Genomic DNA, 18,133 nt, shown 5'->3' with positions numbered 1-18,133 from the left:
GTGACCACGAGAATTGCGTACCGCTGTTCACTTGCCAAATCGCGCTGACAGGGAGCCTTTCGGTCCCAGCCAATGACTCTAACAGAACTCCGCTACATCGTAACCTTGGCCCAGGAGCGTCATTTCGGCCGCGCCGCCGAGCGCTGCTTCGTCTCTCAACCGACGCTGTCGGTGGCCGTCAAGAAACTCGAGGACGAACTCGGCATCGCGCTGTTCGAGCGCTCCAAGTCCACCGTTCAGGTCACACCGCTGGGCGAGCGAATCGTCGAGCAGGCCCACCGCGTGCTGGAGCAGGCCACATTGATCCGGGAGATGGCCAGCGAAGGCAAGGATCAATTGATCAGCCCGCTGCGCATCGGCGCCATCTATACCATTGGCCCTTACCTGTTCCCGCACCTGATCCCGGCACTGTCGCGCATCGCCCCGCAGATGCCGTTGTATATCGAGGAGAGTTTCACCGGCGTGCTGCGGCGCAAGCTGCGCAGCGGCGAGTTGGACGCGATCTTCGTGGCGCTACCGTTCAACGAGCCCGACGTGGTCACCAAGACGCTCTACGAGGAGCCGTTCGAGGTGCTGCTGCCCGCCGGCCATCCGTGGACGGAAAAGGCGGCGATCGACAAGGAGGACCTGCTTACCGAGCGCCTGCTGCTGCTCGGCGAGGGCCACTGTTTCCGCGACCAGATCCTCGAGGCGTGCCCGGCGATCAGCGCCCAGCTCAACAATCCCGAGAACACCCTGATTGCGGAGGGCGGCTCGCTGGAGACCATTCGTCACATGGTCGCCTCCGGTCTGGGCATCACGGTACTGCCCAAATTGGCGATCGGTACCAGCCACTACGAAGGCGGGCTGCTGGAAAGCCGGCCGTTCAAGGGCGATGTGCCGATGCGCAGCGTCGCCCTGGCCTGGCGTGCCAGCTTCCCGCGACCCAAGGCGATCGATGCCCTGATCCAGGCGATCGATAAAATCCAGGGTAGCGACGTCGAGGCGGCATGAGCCTCGACACGCCAGTCACCGAGCTCTCCGGCGTCGGCGAGGCCCTGGCCGGCAAGCTGGCCAGGCTGGGCATCGAGCAGGTCGCCGACCTGCTGTTCCACCTGCCGCTGCGCTATCAGGATCGGACCCGGATCACCCCGATCGGCACCCTGCGCGCCGGCACCGAGGCGGTGGTCGAGGGCGAGGTGAGCGCCGCAGAGGTGGTTCGCGGTCGCCGGCGCAGCCTGCTGGTGCGGCTCAAGGATGGCTCCGGCATCCTCAGCCTGCGCTTCTTCCACTTCTCGCCGGCCCAGCAGCAGCAGTTCGTCAAGGGCGTCCAGGTGCGCTGCTTCGGCGAGGCCCGCGCCGGCAGCACCGGACTCGAGATCTATCATCCGGAATATCGCCTGATCCAGTCCGACGCCACGCCGGTGGACGAACATCTCACGCCGATCTACCCGGCCACCGAGGGCCTGGCGCAGCCGCGCCTGCGGGCGCTGATCCAGCAGGCGCTGAAACGCCTGGCGGCGGCCCCAGAGAGCCTGCCGGAGTGGATTCCCGAACCGCTGCGGGGCCGCTTTCGGCTGCCGGGATTGATCGAATCGCTGCGCTATCTCCATGAACCGCCGCCCGACGCCCCCCAGGAGCGTCTGGCCGATGGTCGCCATCCGGCCCAGCGGCGGCTGGCGCTGGAGGAGCTGCTGGCGCACCAGTTGAGCCTGCGCCAGGTGCGGCTGCGCATTCAGGCCGATGGCGCCCCCCCGCTGGCCGCCGCCAGCAACCTGCAGGCGCGCTTTCTGACCCAGCTGCCGTTCTCGCTGACCCAGGCCCAGCGTCGCGTGCTGGAGGAGATCGGCCGTGACCTGGAGCGGGAGGTGCCGATGCTGCGGCTGGTCCAGGGCGACGTCGGCTCGGGCAAGACCGTGGTCGCGGCGATGGCGGTGCTGAACGCCATCGCCGGCGACTGTCAGGCGGCGGTGATGGCACCCACCGAGATCCTCGCCGAGCAGCACTTCCGCCAGTTCCGCGCCTGGCTCGAACCGCTGGGCATCGAGGTGGGCTGGCTGGCCGGCAAGCTCAAGGGCAAGGCGCGCCTGGATACCAAGGCGGCCATCGCCGACGGTCGCGTGCAGGTCGCCGTCGGCACCCACGCGCTGTTCCAGGATGACGTGACTTTCCATCGGCTGGGGCTGGCGGTGATCGACGAGCAGCACCGCTTTGGCGTCCACCAGCGCCTGGCACTGCGCCAGAAGGGCGAGTCCGGCGGCCTGACCCCGCACCAGTTGATCATGACCGCCACGCCGATCCCGCGCACCCTGGCGATGAGCGCCTACGCCGATCTCGATCTCTCGGTGATCGACGAGCTGCCGCCGGGCCGCACCCCGGTACATACCGTGGCGGTGCCCGACGAGCGCCGTACCGAGGTGATCGAGCGTATCCGCAACGCCTGCGCCGAGGGGCGCCAGGCCTACTGGGTCTGCACCCTGATCGAGGAGTCGGAAGCGCTCACCTGCCAGGCGGCGGAAGTGACCCGCGACACCCTGGTCGAAGCGCTGCCGGAACTCAACGTCGGGCTGGTCCACGGGCGCATGAAGGCGCAGGAGAAGGGCGAGGTGATGGACGCCTTCAAGAGCGGCGAGCTCGACCTGCTGGTGGCGACCACGGTGATCGAGGTCGGCGTCGACGTGCCCAACGCCAGCCTGATGATCATCGAGAACCCGGAGCGGCTGGGGCTCTCCCAGTTGCATCAGCTGCGTGGCCGGGTCGGCCGCGGGCGCGTCGACAGCTACTGCGTGCTGCTCTATCACCCGCCGCTGTCGCACCACTCCCGCCAGCGGCTCGGCATCCTGCGCGACACCACCGACGGCTTCAAGGTCGCCGAGAAGGATCTCGAACTGCGCGGCCCCGGCGAAGTGCTCGGCACCCGCCAGACCGGCCTGGCGCAGATGAAGATCGCCGACCTGGAGCGCGACCGCGACCTGCTCGATACCGTCACCGCGCTGGCCCAGGCGCTGCTGGAAGAAGCCCCCGGCGCCGCGACGCCGCTGATCCGCCGCTGGCTCGGCGATGAAGCCGGGCGCTACGGGCAGGTATAACGCGGCCAACGCCGCGTCGGCACGGGCATCTCAGCCCAGCGGCAGCCGGTTGGTCGACTTCACCTCGCGCAGCGACAGGCTGGAGCGGATATTGGTCACCCCCGGCAACCGTCGCAGCTCGCGCTCCACGAACCGGCTGTAGTCGTCCAGGTCCTTGGCCACGATGATCAGCAGGAAGTCGTCATCGCCGGTGGTGTTGTGGCAGGCGAGAATATTGGGACTGGCGTGGATGATCCGCTCGAACGCCGCCACCGAGCCCGCGTGGTGCTCCGAGCAGTTGAGCTGGACGAAGGCCAGCACCCCCAGCCCCAGCCGCTTGCGATCCAGGTTGGCCTGATAGCCGGTGATCAGCTTCTCCTCCTCCAGCCGCTTGAGCCGCCGCCAGCACGGCGTCTCGCTCAGCGCCAGGGCTTCGGCCAGCTTGGCGTTGGTCATGCGGCCATCCTGCTGGAGCAGATCCAGCAGGCGCAGGTTGATGTCATCCAGCGGCTTCAAGGGAAGATCCTTCTCTATTCTGGTGATTCGCTAAAACAAGCTTGCCACCAGGCGGCAAAACGGAGCAAGAAGGCAAAGATATTTCGGCCATCTGAGGTAGCCTGTCTCCTACAATCGCCATTCGTCAGCCGCTTCCCGCCAACCCTCCAGTGCATGAGTCATCGCCATGAAAGCCGTGGTCTTCGAAAGCTTCCAGACACCCCCCAGCATCCAGACCGTTCCCGATCCCTCCCCCGCGCCCCACGGCGTGGTGGTGCGAGTGGAAGCGTCGGGGCTGTGCCGCAGCGACTGGCACGCCTGGATGGGGCACGACAGCGACATCGTGCTGCCCCACGTCCCCGGGCACGAGCTGGCCGGCACCATCGTCGCGGTGGGCAAGGATGTCACCCGCTGGCAGCCGGGGGCGCGGGTCACCGTGCCCTTCGTCAGCGGCTGCGGCGCCTGCCACGAGTGCCGCAGCGGCCACCAGCAGGTGTGCCACCACCAGGTGCAGCCCGGTTTCACCCAGTGGGGCTCCTACGCCGAGTACACCAGCCTGCAGCATGCCGATCTCAACCTGGTCGCGCTGCCAGAGAGCATGGATTTCGCCACCGCCGCGGGTCTCGGCTGTCGTTTCGCCACCGCCTTCCGGGCGGTGGTCGATCAGGGCCGGGTCAGCGGCGGGCAGTGGGTCAGCGTCTACGGCTGCGGCGGGGTCGGTCTCTCGGCGATCATGATCGCCAGCGCCCTGGGTGCCCAGGTGGTGGCCATCGATATCGATGACGCCAAGCTGCGCCTGGCCCAAGAGCTCGGCGCCACGGTGACGCTGAATGCCACGCAGTGTGCGGATGTCGTCGAGGCGGTACGCGAACTGAGCCAGGGCGGCACCCACGTCTCGCTGGATGCGCTGGGCAGCCGGCTCACCTGCCAGAACTCGATCCTGAGTCTGCGCACCCGCGGCAAGCACGTGCAGGTGGGGCTGATGGCGGGGGACCAGCAGTCGCCGCCGCTGCCCATGCATCGAGTGATTGCCGAGGAGCTGGAGATTCTGGGCAGCCACGGTATGCAGGCGCACCGCTACGGCGCCATGCTCGACATGGTCCGCCATGGCCGGCTCGACCCGGCGCGCCTGGTCGGCCAGCGCATCAGCCTGACCGAAGCGCCGGCGGCGTTGATGGCGATGGATTCGTTCCAGGGCGTGGGGGCCACGGTGATCACCGACTTCCGCTAGGCCTGCTGGAAGAAGCCTCCCGCCGATCCGCTGCTGGTTGGGCGACGAGGCCGGCAGGGATGGGCAGTTCCAGACCTCGAGGCACGGGCCACGGCGCCCGGCGTCTCAGCTCGCCCCGACCGCCTTCTCGTCGTGCGCGGTCTGCGTCTGGGTCTCGATCAGGCGCGTCGCGGCTTCGCTCATCGGCACCAGCTGGCGGCTGATATGGGCGAGCTGCGCCTGGATCAGGCGACGCTCGTCGTCGCCGTCGTCCTGGGCACTGGTCGGCTCCTGCTCGAAGATGGCGACGAGGTCGTTCTGTTCGGTCTTGAAGTCGGGTATCGCCTCGCGGGCGCTCAGCCCGGCGGCGATGGCATCGAAACCATCGGCAAGCCGGCGCGCGGCGACGTAGGTGTCGGTATCGCTCTCGCTCGCCGCCAGCGCGCCACGATGAGCCCCCAGCGCGGAGAGATAGCCCAGCAACGTGTGCGAGACGACGAGGAAGCGGAAACCTTCGTCGGCATCCTTCTTGCGGTAGTGCCCGGGCTCCTGGAGCATGTTGGCGAGCACGGTCGAGAGCGCGGCATCGGCGTTGTGGGCGTTGCGCCGGGCCAGGCGATAGGCGAGGTCATCCTGCTTGCCGGCTTCGTACTGATGAACGATCTCGCGCAGATAGGCACTGCTGCCGGTGAGCGCCGCGCCGGCCACCTTGTGGAGCCGGCGTCCCTGCCAGTCGGGCAGGATGAAGAAGACCGCGAGCCCCGAGATCAGCGCGCCGATGAGCGTGTCGATCAGCCGCGGCATGATCAGGTCGAAACCGTCGCCGACCTGGTTGAAGCTTGCCAGCACCAGCGTGGTGATGGCGGCGGTCGCGATCACGTAGTGCTGCTCGCGGTTGGCGAAGAAGACGACACCGGCGACGATGGCGATCAGCGACTGCATCAGCGGATCGGGAAACAGGCTGATCAGCGCCCAGCCGACCACCAGCCCCACCACCGTGCCGATGATGCGCTGGCGCAGGAAGCGCCGGGTGGCACCGAAGTTGGGCCGGCACACGAACAGCGTGGTGAGCAGAATCCAGAAGCCCTGGGTCGGATGAACCAGGTGCAGCACGCCGTAGCCGACCAGCAGCGCGATCGACAGACGCAGCGCATGGCGGAAGGTCGGTGAACCCGAGGTCAGGTTGAGGCGTACCCGCTCCCAGGCGTCCTTGAAGCTGCGGGGCGAGCGATTGAACAGGCTCGCATCCTTCTGGTCGGCGACGGCGTCGGGGTTGTGGGCACTGGAGAGCTGATCCTCGAGCGTGGCCAGATTGCGCGCCAGCGCCTGCAGCGAGCGTAGCAGCGGCGTCCACGCCGGGTTGCGCTGGGCGCGCAGGTAGACGATCGAGGCGCGCAGGTCCTCGAGAGCCTGCTCGCTCAGGCTGTGGTCGAACGGTTGACGCAGCAGCAGCGCCTTGCCGAGCCGTTTGCAGGCTCGCCCCTGCTGGTCGAGCAGACGCTGACAGCGGAACAGCACGTCGTGGTGGAAGAAGGTCTCGGCCAGCGCCGAATAGGGGTAGTGCGAAGCGCTGATTCGCTCGTGGATGTCCTGGGCGATGAAGTAGAGCCGCAGGTAGCGATTGAGCTTGCGGCTGCCACGCTGGCCTTCGAGACGCCGGAAGATCATCTCCTTGGCCTGGTTGAGCGCCATCACCACCCGCCCGTTCTGGCGCGCCAGCGCCACGCGCCGGGCCTCCACGTCGAGCCCGCGCAGCGGCTCGAACAGCGTCGCCTTGATGATCAGGTACTCGCCCAGCTCACGGTAGAGCTGGGCCATGCTCTGCTTGACCGGCTGGCGCGAGAAGAGCAGGCACCAGATGACCGAGATCAGGCCATACCAGGCCGCGCCGCCGACCAGCAGCAGTGGCTGATGCCAGAAATTGCCATCGGTGGTACCGCCGTGCTGCTCGATGTTGATCATCGAGTAGACGGAGAGAATCAGCGTGGCGGAAGCGATGGTGGCATAGCGCTGCTCGATGGCACCGAGCATGATCAGCACGAACGCGGACAGCGCGAGCCCCGGTGCGAAAAGCCACGGCCAGGGGAACAGCAGCTCCACCGAGGTGGAGGCGACGAAGAAGCAGATCAGCGTGACCAGCAGGGCCCGGACCCGGCCTTCCCAGTTGTCGTCGGTCTCGGAGAGGGCGCTGGCAATGATGCCCAGAAACAGCGGGATGGCGAGCGCGATCTGATCGAGAGTCCAGCTCAGCGCGATGGCACCGCTGAAAGCGAGGAAGACACGAAGGCTGTAGGCGAACTTGTCGAGCGTCCAGAGACGGCGCAGCGAGTGGGACAGCGAATCGGAAATCTCGGCTTCTCCAGGGTCGTGGCTCTCGAGGCACGATAGCCTGTCGGACAAGAAGTTGACAGGCGTCTTGAGTCGAAGAGCCGAAACGAACTCAAGTGCTTGGTAGCCGTTATCGGCATGCGAACCCGGCATCACGCATTAGACTTTAGTATAACGCCGCTACCCCGATTCACCACAGCTCCGACAGCGCTTTATTCCCTCGCGCTTGTCCGGCACCATCGCCCCTTTCCGCCACCGTGTCCGCAGGAGGTGCCGCTCGCGCCCGCACTCTCCGTTGGGCACTGGCGGTCTCCGTACGCCACCGTCTCATGGAGCGCCATGGCCCTCTCCGTTCGTCCGACTCGCCGCCCGCTTCGCATCCTCGGCCACAGCGTGCGCGCCATCGCCTTGATCGCCACCATCGGCTGGGGCGCTCTCGCAATCCACTTCGAGCTGCCCGGCTCGCCCGGCGTGGTGATCTCGACCCTTGCCGTCTGGTGCCTGGTCGGCGGCGTCGCCTTGCTGGCGCCGCTCTGGCAACGCGCGCGGCCGCACCTCGCGCTGGCGGCACGCTGCAGCTTCGTCATCGCGCTGATCACCCTCGTTGCCTGGTGGCAGGGTTTGACTCCCCGCAGCGACCGCGACTGGGCCCCCGATGTCGCCCGCCAGCTCTCCCACGAGCGCGAGGGCGATCGGGTGACGCTACATGACGTTCGCGATTTCGAGTGGCATACACCGGAGACCGCGACACCGCATTGGGAGACCCGCGAGTACGATCTGTCGCAGCTCGACCGTGTCGACATGATCGTCTCCTACTGGATGGGACCGGCAATCGCCCACACCCTGGTCAGTTTCGGCTTCGACGATGGCCGGCACCTGACCTTCTCGGTGGAGATCCGTCGCGAGCGCGATGAAGCGTTCTCGATCAGCGGCGGTTTCTTCAAGCAGTTCGAGGTCAACCTGATCGCCGCCGACGAGAACGATATTCTGCGCCTGCGCAGCAACGTCAGAGGCGAAGACGTCTATCTCTACAACGTGGGGCTGTCGCCGGCCGCCCGGCGCGAGCTGTTTTTGGCCTATCTCGACGAAGCCGACAGGCTGCGCGCGGACCCCGCGTTCTACAACACCCTGACCAGCAACTGCACCACCATCGTCTTCGACATGGTCGACAAGATCGTGCCGGGCCTGCCCAGGGATATCCGGCTGATTCTCTCCGGCTATCTGCCGGCGTACGTCTACGACATCGGTGGGCTGGACAGCAGCCATTCGCTCGAATTCCTGCGCCAGCGGGGCCATATCAATCCGCGCGCCCGGCAGATCCCGTACAATGCGGGGAGCGAGGCCTTTTCCCGCGCCATCCGCGATGGCGTCCCCGTCGCCGACGGCGAGACCGTTCATGCGTCACCGCCCTGACCCGAACCCAATGCCATGACTTCCCTGCGCGACGCCATCGAAAAGCGCATCAGCCACCTGACCGGCCGCACGCTGGGCGGGGTCGACTACACCGAGCCCAAGGGCGATCCCGGCCTGTTCGGTCCGGATACCGTCGCCTGGCAGGTCCACGGCGAGTTCACGCCGATGATGTGCGGCGGTGTCAGCGCGCTGCTGCTGCAGACGCTGCACCCGCTGGCCCTGGCCGGCATCTGGGATCACTCCCACTTCCGCCAGGACATGATCGGCCGGCTGCGCCGTACCAGCCAGTTCATCGCCGTCACCACCTTCGGTGCCCGCGATGACGCCGAGCGGGTCATCGAGCGGGTACGCCGGGTTCACGATGGCGTCCACGGTCACGCCGCCGACGGCACGCCCTACGCCGCCAACGATCCCGAGCTGCTGGTGTGGGTCCACGTGGCCGAAATGAGCCGCTTCCTGGCCGCCCACATGCGCTATCGCAATCCCCGGCTCAGCCTCGAGAACCAGGATCGCTACTTCGATGAAACCGCACGCGTCGCCGAGGCACTGGGCGCGCGCCACGTGCCCCGATCGCGCGCGGCGATCGACGCCTATCTGGAACGTCAGCGTCGGTATCTCGTCTGCGACACACGGACCCGCGACGTGACCGACGTGCTGCTGCACGCCTTGCCGCCCAACCCGATCTTCCGGTCGGCCGGGACGCTGTTCATGCGCGCCGGCATCGATCTGCTGCCCTCCTGGGCGGCGACACTGCTCAGCCTCGAGATGTCGCGACTCGAGCGCCACGCGGTTCGCGGCGGCATCCGCGCCATCGCCCCGGTGATGCGCTGGGCGGTGCGCAACGGCTCCTATCGCCGGGCCCTGGAACGGATGCAGGCGAGAGAGCAGGCTCAGCGCTGAACGCCGGTCAGCTCGCGGCGCAACCATTCGGCGAGGCGCTCGCCGCGCCGGGTATCGATGCCGGGCGCCAGCCACAGCCCCAGAGACGCATCGGTCTCGATCGCCGGCCACGGCGCCATCAGCCGCCCCTGGTGCAGCTCGCTCGCCACCAGCAACTCGGGCGCGATGGCGACGCCCAGGCCGGCCAGCGCAGCCTCCAGCAGATAGTAGAGGTGCTCGAAACTGCGCCCCCTGGCGCGCGCGTCGGCCAGCGTCGCATCATCGACGCCCATGGCCGCTGCCCACTGGGGCCAGGCTTGCGGCCGCGACGCCGTATCCAGCAGCGTGAGCCGCTCGAGCATTGCCCTGGCCGACCCCTTCGCTGCCGTCGTCCAGATCGCCGGTGTCGCGACCGCGACGATGCGCTCCGACATCAGTTCGAACACCGGCATGTCATCAAACCAGGGCGGCGCGGCGAAACGCAGCGTGGCATCGACATCCTCGCGACGCGGGTCGAGTTCGTTTTCGCTGGAGACCACCCGCAGGCGCAGCTCGGGCAGGTCGGCATTGAGCCGGTCGAGCCGCGGGATCAACCAGCGTGCCAGCAGGCTGCCGGGACAGGCCAGCGTGAACGGCGCCTCGTCGAGATGGCGGGTCAGCGCCGAGCAGCCCTCGCTCAAGCGTGAGAAAGCCTCACCCACGGCGGGGTATAGCAGACGACCGTGACTCGTCGGCACGAGCCCGCGCCCAGCCTTCTCGAACAGTTCGACGCCAAAGTGTTCTCCCAGCGTTCGCAACTGGCGGCTCACCGCACCATGCGTGACATGAAGCTCCTCGGCGGCGGCACTGACGCTGCCCAGGCGGGCGGTGGCCTCGAACGCGCGCAACGCATTGAGAGACGGTAACGTGGCCATCGCAGGCCCCTCATTAGGTGATTTTTTCTCACATTACGCGGAGAGTTTATCGATTTTTTCCCTCTCGCCGCCAGCCTAGTCTGGGGGCATCGAATCGATGACCGGATCTGAACGATGAACTCGACATTGAAGACTCTCCCCGACCACAACGGCTTTTTTGTACCCGCCACCCCTGGCGGCCACCCTTCGGGCCGTCGCCGGCGCGACGCCAAAAATTTCCCCCGGGAATTTTTGGATGGCAGCGCGGACGATGGCCACGACACGCCGTCGAACCTGGGCTACGGCGGGCGCTATGTCGCCGAGACGCTGATGCCGCTGATCGGCGAGATCGAAGCCGCCTATGACGAGGCCCGCCTCGACCCCACCTTCCAGGCCAGGCTGGAGGAGCTTCAGCGCGACTACGTGGGGCGCGCCACTCCGCTCTATTTCGCCGAGCGTCTGACCGAACACTTCGGCGGTGCGCGGATCTACCTGAAGCGTGAGGATCTCAATCACACCGGCGCGCACAAGATCAACAACGCCCTGGGTCAGGCGCTGCTGGCGCAGCGCATGGGCCGCCAGCGGCTGATCGCGGAGACCGGGGCCGGCATGCACGGCGTGGCCGTCGCCACGATCGCCGCGCGGCTCGGCCTGGGTTGCGTGATCTACATGGGGGCGACCGATATCGAGCGCCAGCAGCCCAACGTTCAGCGCATGCGCCTGCTCGGCGCCGAGATCGTGCCGGTCCACAGTGGCACGGCGACGCTCAAGGACGCCATGAACGAGGCGCTGCGCGACTGGGTCGCCAACGTCGACGACACCTTCTACATCATCGGCACGGTGGCGGGGCCCGCGCCTTATCCGCGCATGGTGCGGGATTTCCAGACGGTGATCGGTCTCGAGACACGCGAGCAGCTGCTGACGGCGCAGGGTCGTCTGCCGGACACGCTGGTCGCCTGCGTCGGCGGCGGCTCCAACGCCATGGGACTGTTCCATGCCTTTCTCGACGACGCGGCGGTTGCCATGGTCGGCGTGGAGGCCGCCGGGGAAGGGCTGGAGAGCGGCCGCCACGCCGCCAGTCTCAACGGCGGCGCGCCCGGCATCCTGCACGGCAATCGTACCTATCTGCTGCAGGACGACGACGGCCAGATTCGCGATGCGCACTCGATCTCCGCGGGACTCGACTATCCCGGCATCGGCCCCGAGCACGCCTATCTTCACGACAGCGGCCGGGCGAGCTATGTCGCGGTCACCGACGAGGAGGCGCTCGAGGCCGTCGCGCTCTGCTGCCGGCTGGAAGGGATCCTGCCGGCACTGGAATCGGCCCACGCGCTCCATCATGCCGGGCGGCTGGCCGCCAGGCAGGAAGCGGACCAGATCATCGTGGTCTGCCTGAGCGGTCGCGGCGACAAGGACATGGACACCATCACTCGTCACCTGATGCCCGAGGAGGCCGAATCATGAACGCACCGTCATCGACGATCGACACGCAGCAGACCGAGACCCCGCGCCCTGTCTCTCCCCTGACCGATTCACGCCTGGCGCGCCGTTTCGCGGCGCTGAGTGTCGAGAATCGCGCCGCGCTGGTGACCTACGTGATGGCCGGCGACCCCGATCCCGTCACCAGCGGCGACCTGCTCGCCCGGCTGCCGGCCGCGGGCGCCGACATCATCGAACTGGGGATGCCGTTCAGCGACCCGATGGCCGACGGCGTGGCCATCCAACGTGCCGGACAGCGGGCCCTGGCGAATGGCCAGACCCTGGCGCGAACCCTGGAGATGGTGCGCGATTTTCGCCAGCGCGACGAGGAGACGCCGATCGTGCTGATGGGTTATCTCAATCCGCTCCAGCGCTTCGGCGAGGATCGCTTCCTGCAAGCGGCAGCGGAGGCCGGTGTGGATGGACTGATCCTGGTCGATCTGCCGCCGGAGCACGGCGCCGCGCTGACGGCCAGGGCACGCGACCTGGGTCTGGCGCGAATCCCGCTGGTGGCGCCGACGACACCGCCCGATCGACTACCTGCCCTGCTGGCGCAGGGTGATGGCTTCGTCTATCGCATCGCCTTCAACGGCGTGACCGGCAGTCGGCGACTCGATATCGCGGCGGAGCTGGGTCGCGCGCTCGACGATCTCAAGCGGCAGTCGCCGTTGCCTGTCGCCGTCGGCTTTGGCGTGCGCGACGGCGACACGGCCGCCGCCATCGCCAGGGTCACCGACGCGGTGGTCGTCGGTAGCGCGCTGATCGAGCGACTCGCCGAGTCAGGTCCGGAGGGTGCGCTGGCGTTGATCCGGGAACTGGCCGATTCGATCCGAGGTGCGCGAATCGGCGAATCCTGAGTGCGCGCAATCGTTCGATTTTGCGCATCGATACATGCATAAAAACGCGCTTTTGTTCGATTAATTGATCGATAAACTGTCTCCATCGCGCCGCGGCTGACGCTCGGCGCCCGCAACCAGGAGACACTCCATGTTGACGATCAGACACGCTGGCGAGCGCGGTTACGCCGATCACGGCTGGCTCAAGAGCTATCACTCTTTCTCGTTCGCCGGCTACCACGATCCGAAGCACGTCCACTTCAGCGTACTGCGGGTCATCAACGAAGATCGCGTGGCGCCCGGTCAAGGCTTTGGCCGGCACGGCCATCAGGACATGGAGATCTTCTCCTATGTTCTGAGCGGCGAGCTGGGTCATCAGGACACCCTGGGCAACGGCTCCTCGATCGGCCCCGGCCGGGTGCAGATCATGACCACGGGAAGTGGCGTCGAGCACAGCGAGTTCAACCACTCGACCAGCGAACCGGTCCACTTCCTGCAGATCTGGCTGTTCCCGCGAGAGCGCGGCCTGACCCCGCACTACGCCGAGAAGGATTTCACGGATGCCGACAAGCGTGGCCGGCTGTGCCTGATTCTCTCTCCTGACGGTCGCGACGGTTCGCTCACCCTGCAGCAGGACGCCTTCATCTACGCGTCGCTACTCGACGCCGACGAGCGTGTCGAGCTGGCACTGGCCGATGGCCGTCAGAGCTACGTCCATGTGGTGCGCGGCAAGGTGAGCGTCAACGGCCAGGCGCTCGAGGGCGGCGATGCGCTGATGCTGGTGGAAGAGCCAGGCGTGACCCTGGAACACGGCGAGGATGCCGAAGTGCTGGTATTCGATCTGCCGACGATATCCTGATCTGAATCTTGGCGGCCACCTACGGGTGTCCGCCATTCGAACAGCGTGAAAGACCACCCAACTCGAGGAAGTTACCGATGATGTCGAACAAGATCGTCCTGGCTGCAGCCCTGCTGGCGTCGACGGCAAGCGTCAGCGCGATGGCAGATACCACGACGTACCAGATGGATCCCACGCATACCAGCGTCGTGGCTTCCTGGAGCCACTTCGGGTTCTCCCACCCGACGGCCACGTTCTCGGACGTGACCGGCACCATTCAGTTCGACGAGGACGACGTCGCCAATTCCCGTGTCGAGGTGACCATTCCGGTCAAGACCGTGGACACCAAGGTGCCGGCGCTCAACGAGGAGTTCCTGGGCAGCGAGTACTTCGACGTTGCGCAGTATCCCGACGCCACGTTCAAGAGTACCGAGATCGAATCGATGGGTAACGATCGGTACGACGTGCATGGCGACCTGACTCTCAAGGGCGTGACCAAGCCGGTCGTGCTGCACGCCACGCTCAATGGCGTTGGCGAGCATCCGATGGCGAAGGTGCCGGCGCTGGGCTTCGACGCCGAGACGACCCTTCAGCGCAGCGATTTCGGCCTGGATCAGTATGTGCCCAATGTCAGCGATGACATCACCATTCGCCTGTCGAGCGAAGCCGAAGCCGCCAAGCCGTCCACCGCACAGTAAAGACGGGATGCCGGCCGGCATTCCCGCCGGCCGATAACAAGCGCCCCTGGCAGTTCATCACTGCCAGGGGCGCTGCGGTTCAGGGCCGGCGCATACTCAGGATCGGCTAGAGATGCTTCAGCAGTCCCTGCAGTCGTTCCAGATCGCGGGAGTCGCCCACCAGCCGCAGGCGGCCATCGAACAGCCCCTCGCGGAAGGCGCGCTGAGACGGTTTACGGAGAAAGCGAGTCGCGCTGTCGGCGTCACGAAAGCGCAGCTCCAGCGCCAGATCCACCGGCAGGCCGGGAGCGCTCTGGATTGCCTGGGGCGTCATGCGATAGTGCCGAGCAATCGACAGGTCCTCGGTGGCCACACCCCAGTCGAACCGACGGAGCTTTTCCAGCGTGTCGCGGAATGCCGCCTTGCGCGAACGCGCGCGTTTGAGCATCACGCCAAGCCACCAGAGCATCAACTTGAGCTTCATGCCACCTCGCACGACCGATCAACAGGACAGGGAATGTATCGAAGAATGCCGACCCGCCGGTATCGGGACGGATCGGCTATCGCTGCGCTCATTGGCGGATGAGCGACTCGGGAATTCGAAACCCGAACTTACTTGCTGACGGCGTCCTTGAGAGCCTTGCCGGGCTTGAAGGCCACGGTCTTGCTGGCCGGGATGTTCAGCGGCTTGCCAGTCTGCGGGTTCTTACCCGTCCGTGCGGCACGCTCGCGAACCGTAAATGAACCAAAACCGATCAAGGTGACATCGCTACCTTTGGAAACCGTCCCGGTGATTTCGTCGAGAATGACGTTCAGCACCTGACTGGCCTTGTCCTTCGAAAGATCCGCACGCTCGGCAATCGCCGCAGCGAGTTCTGGCTTACGCATAGAGCCCTCCTAGTTTGGCTATGGCGTCACCTGAAACGCCTCGCATCTAAAACGAGTTGTTGTTCTCGATGAGGGGAATGCCCTCCGAACGCATAATAAGCCGCTCGGGGCGCGGTTTGTCCAGCATCAGGTGACGATTCATGGCTGATACAACCGTAGCCACCGAGGCTAGCCTAGCAACGGGGGGGCAGCTCGCGCCAGTTCGACTTTACGACGAACGCAGCGCCCGGTCAGCGCGAAGCCCAGCAACCGCCCTGTCTGATCCTCGGCCAGGGCGCTGAAATCGCTGGCCTCTCCCTCGATCCGCCAGTGGTGCGGGGGTTCACGCGGTGGCAGCGCGACAACCGGCAGCAGCGGTGTCTTGACCACCACCGGCCAGGCGCCGTAGCTCGCCTCGGTCGGGGCGCCGGTCAGCGTTGCCGCCAGCGCCTTGACCGCGGCCTGCAGTGGCTGAACGTACATGGCGCTCACTCCGCCGGTCGGGGCGCCGAGCCCGTCGACACAGGCCACGTCACCCAGCGCGAAGATATCCGGCGCACTGGTCGCGAGCCGGCGGTCGGTCAGGATACCGGCCGGCGACACCGCCAGCCCTGCGGCCTCGGCCAGGCCGGTACGTGGGCGCAGCCCCGTCGCGACCAGTACCAGATCCGCTGCCAGCACTTCGCCATCGTCGAGTGCCAGCGTCACACCGTCGCCATCGTCGTGAAGCGCTGTCACCTGACGTTCGAAATAGCCGCTAATACCGGCCTCGGCGAAGGCCTCGCCGAGTGCCCGCCCCAACGGTGGTGGCAGCAGGCGTGGCAGCGGCGTCGGCTCGGGCGCGACCAGCGCGATCCGGTGGCCTCCTGCATGGAGATCATTGGCGAACTCGCAACCCACCAGCCCGGCGCCGATGATGGCGATGCGGGCCTGCTGGCCGGGATGACGATCCAGCACCCCGCGCAAGCGACGATAGTCATCGAGATCGTTGATCTGAAAGACCCGGTCGCGCAGCGAAGACGCCACCTCGAACGGCTGCCGGGGGGCGGCGCCGGTCGCCAGCACCAGCTGGCCGTAGGGCAGCGTCTCGGCACCGATCACCAGCCGGTGGCCGACGGGGTCGATGGCATCGACGGGCATCCGGGTACGGACCCGCGCCTTCAGCGTCGCGGCCAGGCCCACCGCATCGTGCATGGCCAGCGATTGTGGCGTCTGCCGCTTGGCGAAGGCGCTGGAGAGCAGCGGCTTGGTGTACTCGTCGCCGCTGTCGGCACTGATCAGGGTGATCGGCCGCTCGCCATCACGGCGCCGAACGGCTCGGGCCAGGCCCACGCCGGCCATCCCGGTGCCGATGATCGTCAGGGGCGCGTTGGAGGGATCGGATTGACTCATTGCGGGGCTCGTCGGTCGGTCGTCTCGAGGCCTCATGTTACACTACGCCGCCTTCGACCCGCGCCGTCCCGGTGGTCCCTGACCGTTCCACGGCGCTTTCCTGATGCGTCCTGATGGAGTCGCTTCGCGTGCCCTCAGCTTGTTACTGCCATGCACTGTCGCCCGCCGAACGATCCTGGCGATGGATTCGCTGGGCTCCCGCCGTCACCCGCCGACCTTGCATGAGCGCCGCCTGGTGGCAGTGGGTAGGCTCTACCGATTCGCTCACCGCCCGGTTGGTCGCGGCCTCCAGGCGCCCCTTCCGGGTCAGGCTGGAACACCAGGGCGTCGAACGACCGCGCCGCGACGAGGCGCTTGCCTTGGGGCTGGCGCCTACCGATCTCGCCTGGATACGCGAGGTCACGCTGATGAGCGGCGAGCGACCGTGGGTGGCGGCGCGCTCGGTCGCTCCACTGGATCGTACCGGTTGTCGGCGCCTGCGCACGCTGGGCGAGCGTTCGCTGGGGAGTTGGCTATTCGCGCAGCCCGACCTGCAACGCGACCCGATCGAGGTGGCGCGAGTCTCCGCGGACGCAGAGGGCGTGTGGCTGCGGCGATCACGTTTCCGGCACGGCAGCATTCAACTGCTGGTGCAGGAGTGCTTCCTGCATGAAATGGCGGAGGACCTGGGCCTGGCTCTCCCGGAACGACGACCGACGGCCTGAACGACGGCTCCCACCTCGAAGCGAGGCCGCAGTTGCAGTAAAGTCGTTGCCGATTCAGAGGCCTTGCCGTTTCGGAGATTCGTATGCCCAGCGCCGGTTCCCCTTCCACGCCCCGCGGCCTCGCCCGCCTGCCGGACTTCCTGCGCCTGACCCGGCTCGACAAGCCGATCGGCACCTGGCTGCTGATGTGGCCGACGCTGTGGGCACTGTGGCTAGCCGCCGGCGGCCTGCCGGATCGCGCCAACCTGATCATCTTCGTGCTCGGCGTCTATCTGATGCGCGCTGCCGGCTGCGTGGTCAACGACTACGCCGACCGCAAGATCGACGGCCACGTCAAGCGCACCCGGGAGCGCCCGCTGGCCACCGGACGCATCCGCGAGCGCGAGGCCAAGATCCTGTTCGCGGCGCTGGTGGCGGCGGCCTTCGTGCTGGTCTGCTTCACCAACCTGGCCACGGTACTGCTCTCCTTCGTCGGGGTGGCGCTGGCCGCACTCTACCCCTTCATGAAGCGCTACACCCACCTGCCCCAGGTGGTGCTGGGGCTGGCGTTCTCGTGGAGCATCCCGATGGCGTTCATGGCGGTGAGTCGCAGCGTGCCGCTGGAGGCGTGGCTGCTGCTGCTGGCCAACCTGGCCTGGACCGTGGCCTACGACACCCAGTACGCCATGGTCGACCGCGACGACGACATCAAGATCGGGGTGAAGTCCACCGCGCGCCTGTTCGGCCGCGCCGACAAGCTGATCATCGGTCTGCTGCAGCTGCTGACCCTGGCGTTGCTGACCTGGGTCGGAGCGCGGCTGGCACTGGGCGGTTTCTTCTGGCTGGGGCTGGCCGCGATGGCGGCGACCTTCGTCTACCAGCAGTGGCTGATCCGGGAGCGCGAGCGCGGCCCCTGCTTCCAGGCCTTCCTCAACAACTTCTGGTCGGGACTCTTGCTGTTCGCCGGACTGGTGCTGGCGCTGTGGCCGCCGGCCTGAAAGGCGCGATTGTCGTAACTGTCATATCGATGTCATATTTTCACGATGTAATCGTCACCGTTCTGTCACGGCCGGTCGCTACGCCCGATGGCGTCATC

Annotated in this window: 17 protein-coding genes; 11 read left to right on the top strand and 6 right to left on the bottom strand. The window is 66.8% G+C overall.

The window, feature by feature from the left end:
• The first annotated feature begins 72 nt into the window (after window positions 1-72).
• Both AAGT95_RS06130 and recG read left to right on the top strand, forming a co-directional pair.
• Window positions 73-993 carry a hydrogen peroxide-inducible genes activator gene (locus AAGT95_RS06130; protein ID WP_110601802.1) on the top strand — a complete coding sequence of 307 codons (921 nt, stop codon included), beginning with the start codon at window positions 73-75 and terminating at the stop codon, window positions 991-993.
• Window positions 990-3,068 (top strand): ATP-dependent DNA helicase RecG, encoded by a 2,079-nt coding sequence (recG, locus tag AAGT95_RS06125; RefSeq protein WP_342595888.1) that lies wholly within the window; start codon window positions 990-992, stop codon window positions 3,066-3,068. Before AAGT95_RS06130 ends, recG begins: the two co-directional genes overlap by 4 nt.
• Window positions 3,069-3,098: 30 nt before the next feature.
• On the opposite strand, the gene AAGT95_RS06120 is transcribed toward recG, so the two are convergent.
• The gene (locus AAGT95_RS06120) at window positions 3,099-3,563 is read right to left on the bottom strand and encodes an Lrp/AsnC family transcriptional regulator (RefSeq protein ID WP_342595887.1); all 465 of its coding nucleotides are present in this window, start codon (window positions 3,561-3,563) and stop codon (window positions 3,099-3,101) included.
• Window positions 3,564-3,729: 166 nt separating this feature from the next.
• On the opposite strand from AAGT95_RS06120, the gene AAGT95_RS06115 reads away from it, so the two are divergent.
• On the top strand, window positions 3,730-4,773 hold the full coding sequence (locus AAGT95_RS06115; protein ID WP_342595886.1) for a zinc-dependent alcohol dehydrogenase family protein: 1,044 nt from the start codon (window positions 3,730-3,732) through the stop codon (window positions 4,771-4,773).
• Between the two features lie 105 nt (window positions 4,774-4,878).
• On the opposite strand, the gene yccS is transcribed toward AAGT95_RS06115, so the two are convergent.
• Window positions 4,879-7,101, bottom strand: a complete 2,223-nt coding sequence (gene yccS, locus AAGT95_RS06110) for a YccS family putative transporter (protein ID WP_240612433.1) — start codon at window positions 7,099-7,101, stop codon at window positions 4,879-4,881.
• Between the two features lie 318 nt (window positions 7,102-7,419).
• Here yccS and AAGT95_RS06105 point away from each other — a divergent pair, with 318 nt between their 5' ends.
• Both AAGT95_RS06105 and AAGT95_RS06100 read left to right on the top strand, forming a co-directional pair.
• Window positions 7,420-8,493, top strand: a complete 1,074-nt coding sequence (locus AAGT95_RS06105; RefSeq protein ID WP_342595885.1) for a DUF4105 domain-containing protein — start codon at window positions 7,420-7,422, stop codon at window positions 8,491-8,493.
• Between the two features lie 15 nt (window positions 8,494-8,508).
• Window positions 8,509-9,393: an oxygenase MpaB family protein gene (locus AAGT95_RS06100; RefSeq protein ID WP_342595884.1), complete on the top strand. Its 885-nt coding sequence runs from the start codon at window positions 8,509-8,511 to the stop codon at window positions 9,391-9,393.
• On the opposite strand, the gene AAGT95_RS06095 is transcribed toward AAGT95_RS06100, so the two are convergent.
• A complete protein-coding gene (locus tag AAGT95_RS06095) occupies window positions 9,384-10,286 on the bottom strand; it encodes a LysR family transcriptional regulator (RefSeq protein ID WP_342595883.1) in 903 nt (300 codons plus the stop codon). The genes AAGT95_RS06100 and AAGT95_RS06095 overlap by 10 nt on opposite strands.
• 114 nt (window positions 10,287-10,400) lie before the next feature.
• Between AAGT95_RS06095 and trpB the strand changes: the two genes are divergently transcribed.
• The 4 genes from trpB to AAGT95_RS06075 all read left to right on the top strand — a co-directional run bounded on the left by trpB (window position 10,401) and on the right by AAGT95_RS06075 (window position 14,116).
• Window positions 10,401-11,729 (top strand): tryptophan synthase subunit beta, encoded by a 1,329-nt coding sequence (trpB, locus tag AAGT95_RS06090; protein ID WP_342595882.1) that lies wholly within the window; start codon window positions 10,401-10,403, stop codon window positions 11,727-11,729.
• Window positions 11,726-12,601, top strand: coding sequence for a tryptophan synthase subunit alpha (trpA, locus tag AAGT95_RS06085; protein ID WP_342595881.1), 876 nt, complete (start codon window positions 11,726-11,728; stop codon window positions 12,599-12,601). The genes trpB and trpA overlap by 4 nt, the downstream gene beginning before the upstream one ends.
• 130 nt (window positions 12,602-12,731) lie before the next feature.
• Window positions 12,732-13,439, top strand: a complete 708-nt coding sequence (locus AAGT95_RS06080; RefSeq protein ID WP_342595880.1) for a pirin family protein — start codon at window positions 12,732-12,734, stop codon at window positions 13,437-13,439.
• 77 nt (window positions 13,440-13,516) lie between these two features.
• Window positions 13,517-14,116: a YceI family protein gene (locus AAGT95_RS06075; protein WP_342595879.1), complete on the top strand. Its 600-nt coding sequence runs from the start codon at window positions 13,517-13,519 to the stop codon at window positions 14,114-14,116.
• 106 nt (window positions 14,117-14,222) lie between these two features.
• On the opposite strand, the gene AAGT95_RS06070 is transcribed toward AAGT95_RS06075, so the two are convergent.
• From AAGT95_RS06070 to AAGT95_RS06060, 3 genes are all read right to left on the bottom strand, one after another.
• Window positions 14,223-14,579 (bottom strand): hypothetical protein, encoded by a 357-nt coding sequence (locus AAGT95_RS06070; protein ID WP_110601786.1) that lies wholly within the window; start codon window positions 14,577-14,579, stop codon window positions 14,223-14,225.
• A gap of 128 nt (window positions 14,580-14,707) precedes the next feature.
• Window positions 14,708-14,983 (bottom strand): HU family DNA-binding protein, encoded by a 276-nt coding sequence (locus tag AAGT95_RS06065; protein WP_035472794.1) that lies wholly within the window; start codon window positions 14,981-14,983, stop codon window positions 14,708-14,710.
• A 168-nt stretch (window positions 14,984-15,151) separates the two neighbouring features.
• Entirely contained in the window at window positions 15,152-16,354 is a 1,203-nt protein-coding gene (locus tag AAGT95_RS06060) for an NAD(P)/FAD-dependent oxidoreductase (protein ID WP_342595878.1), read from the bottom strand.
• Between the two features lie 221 nt (window positions 16,355-16,575).
• Between AAGT95_RS06060 and AAGT95_RS06055 the strand changes: the two genes are divergently transcribed.
• Together AAGT95_RS06055 and ubiA are read left to right on the top strand one after the other, a co-directional pair.
• The gene (locus AAGT95_RS06055) at window positions 16,576-17,058 is read left to right on the top strand and encodes a chorismate lyase (protein ID WP_110601782.1); all 483 of its coding nucleotides are present in this window, start codon (window positions 16,576-16,578) and stop codon (window positions 17,056-17,058) included.
• Between the two features lie 83 nt (window positions 17,059-17,141).
• A complete protein-coding gene (ubiA, locus tag AAGT95_RS06050) occupies window positions 17,142-18,035 on the top strand; it encodes a 4-hydroxybenzoate octaprenyltransferase (protein ID WP_342595877.1) in 894 nt (297 codons plus the stop codon).
• Window positions 18,036-18,133 lie beyond the last annotated feature (98 nt).

The organism is Salinicola lusitanus (genome assembly GCF_038648475.1).
In the GTDB taxonomy this organism is placed as follows: domain Bacteria; phylum Pseudomonadota; class Gammaproteobacteria; order Pseudomonadales; family Halomonadaceae; genus Salinicola; species Salinicola lusitanus.
Note: the sequence above shows the minus strand (reverse complement) of the source record. Positions and strands in the feature narration are given on the sequence as shown.

What these genes read in the sequence shown, in the direction of transcription:
- AAGT95_RS06130 (WP_110601802.1), top strand. Translation starts at nt 73, where the DNA reads ATGACTCTAACAGAACTCCGCTACATCGTAACCTTGGCCCAGGAGCGT.
- recG (WP_342595888.1), top strand. Translation starts at nt 990, where the DNA reads ATGAGCCTCGACACGCCAGTCACCGAGCTCTCCGGCGTCGGCGAGGCC.
- AAGT95_RS06115 (WP_342595886.1), top strand. Translation starts at nt 3,730, where the DNA reads ATGAAAGCCGTGGTCTTCGAAAGCTTCCAGACACCCCCCAGCATCCAG.
- AAGT95_RS06105 (WP_342595885.1), top strand. Translation starts at nt 7,420, where the DNA reads ATGGCCCTCTCCGTTCGTCCGACTCGCCGCCCGCTTCGCATCCTCGGC.
- AAGT95_RS06100 (WP_342595884.1), top strand. Translation starts at nt 8,509, where the DNA reads ATGACTTCCCTGCGCGACGCCATCGAAAAGCGCATCAGCCACCTGACC.
- AAGT95_RS06095 (WP_342595883.1), bottom strand. Translation starts at nt 10,286, where the DNA reads ATGGCCACGTTACCGTCTCTCAATGCGTTGCGCGCGTTCGAGGCCACC.
- trpB (WP_342595882.1), top strand. Translation starts at nt 10,401, where the DNA reads ATGAACTCGACATTGAAGACTCTCCCCGACCACAACGGCTTTTTTGTA.
- trpA (WP_342595881.1), top strand. Translation starts at nt 11,726, where the DNA reads ATGAACGCACCGTCATCGACGATCGACACGCAGCAGACCGAGACCCCG.
- AAGT95_RS06080 (WP_342595880.1), top strand. Translation starts at nt 12,732, where the DNA reads ATGTTGACGATCAGACACGCTGGCGAGCGCGGTTACGCCGATCACGGC.
- AAGT95_RS06075 (WP_342595879.1), top strand. Translation starts at nt 13,517, where the DNA reads ATGATGTCGAACAAGATCGTCCTGGCTGCAGCCCTGCTGGCGTCGACG.
- AAGT95_RS06070 (WP_110601786.1), bottom strand. Translation starts at nt 14,579, where the DNA reads ATGAAGCTCAAGTTGATGCTCTGGTGGCTTGGCGTGATGCTCAAACGC.
- AAGT95_RS06065 (WP_035472794.1), bottom strand. Translation starts at nt 14,983, where the DNA reads ATGCGTAAGCCAGAACTCGCTGCGGCGATTGCCGAGCGTGCGGATCTT.
- AAGT95_RS06060 (WP_342595878.1), bottom strand. Translation starts at nt 16,354, where the DNA reads ATGAGTCAATCCGATCCCTCCAACGCGCCCCTGACGATCATCGGCACC.
- AAGT95_RS06055 (WP_110601782.1), top strand. Translation starts at nt 16,576, where the DNA reads ATGAGCGCCGCCTGGTGGCAGTGGGTAGGCTCTACCGATTCGCTCACC.
- ubiA (WP_342595877.1), top strand. Translation starts at nt 17,142, where the DNA reads ATGCCCAGCGCCGGTTCCCCTTCCACGCCCCGCGGCCTCGCCCGCCTG.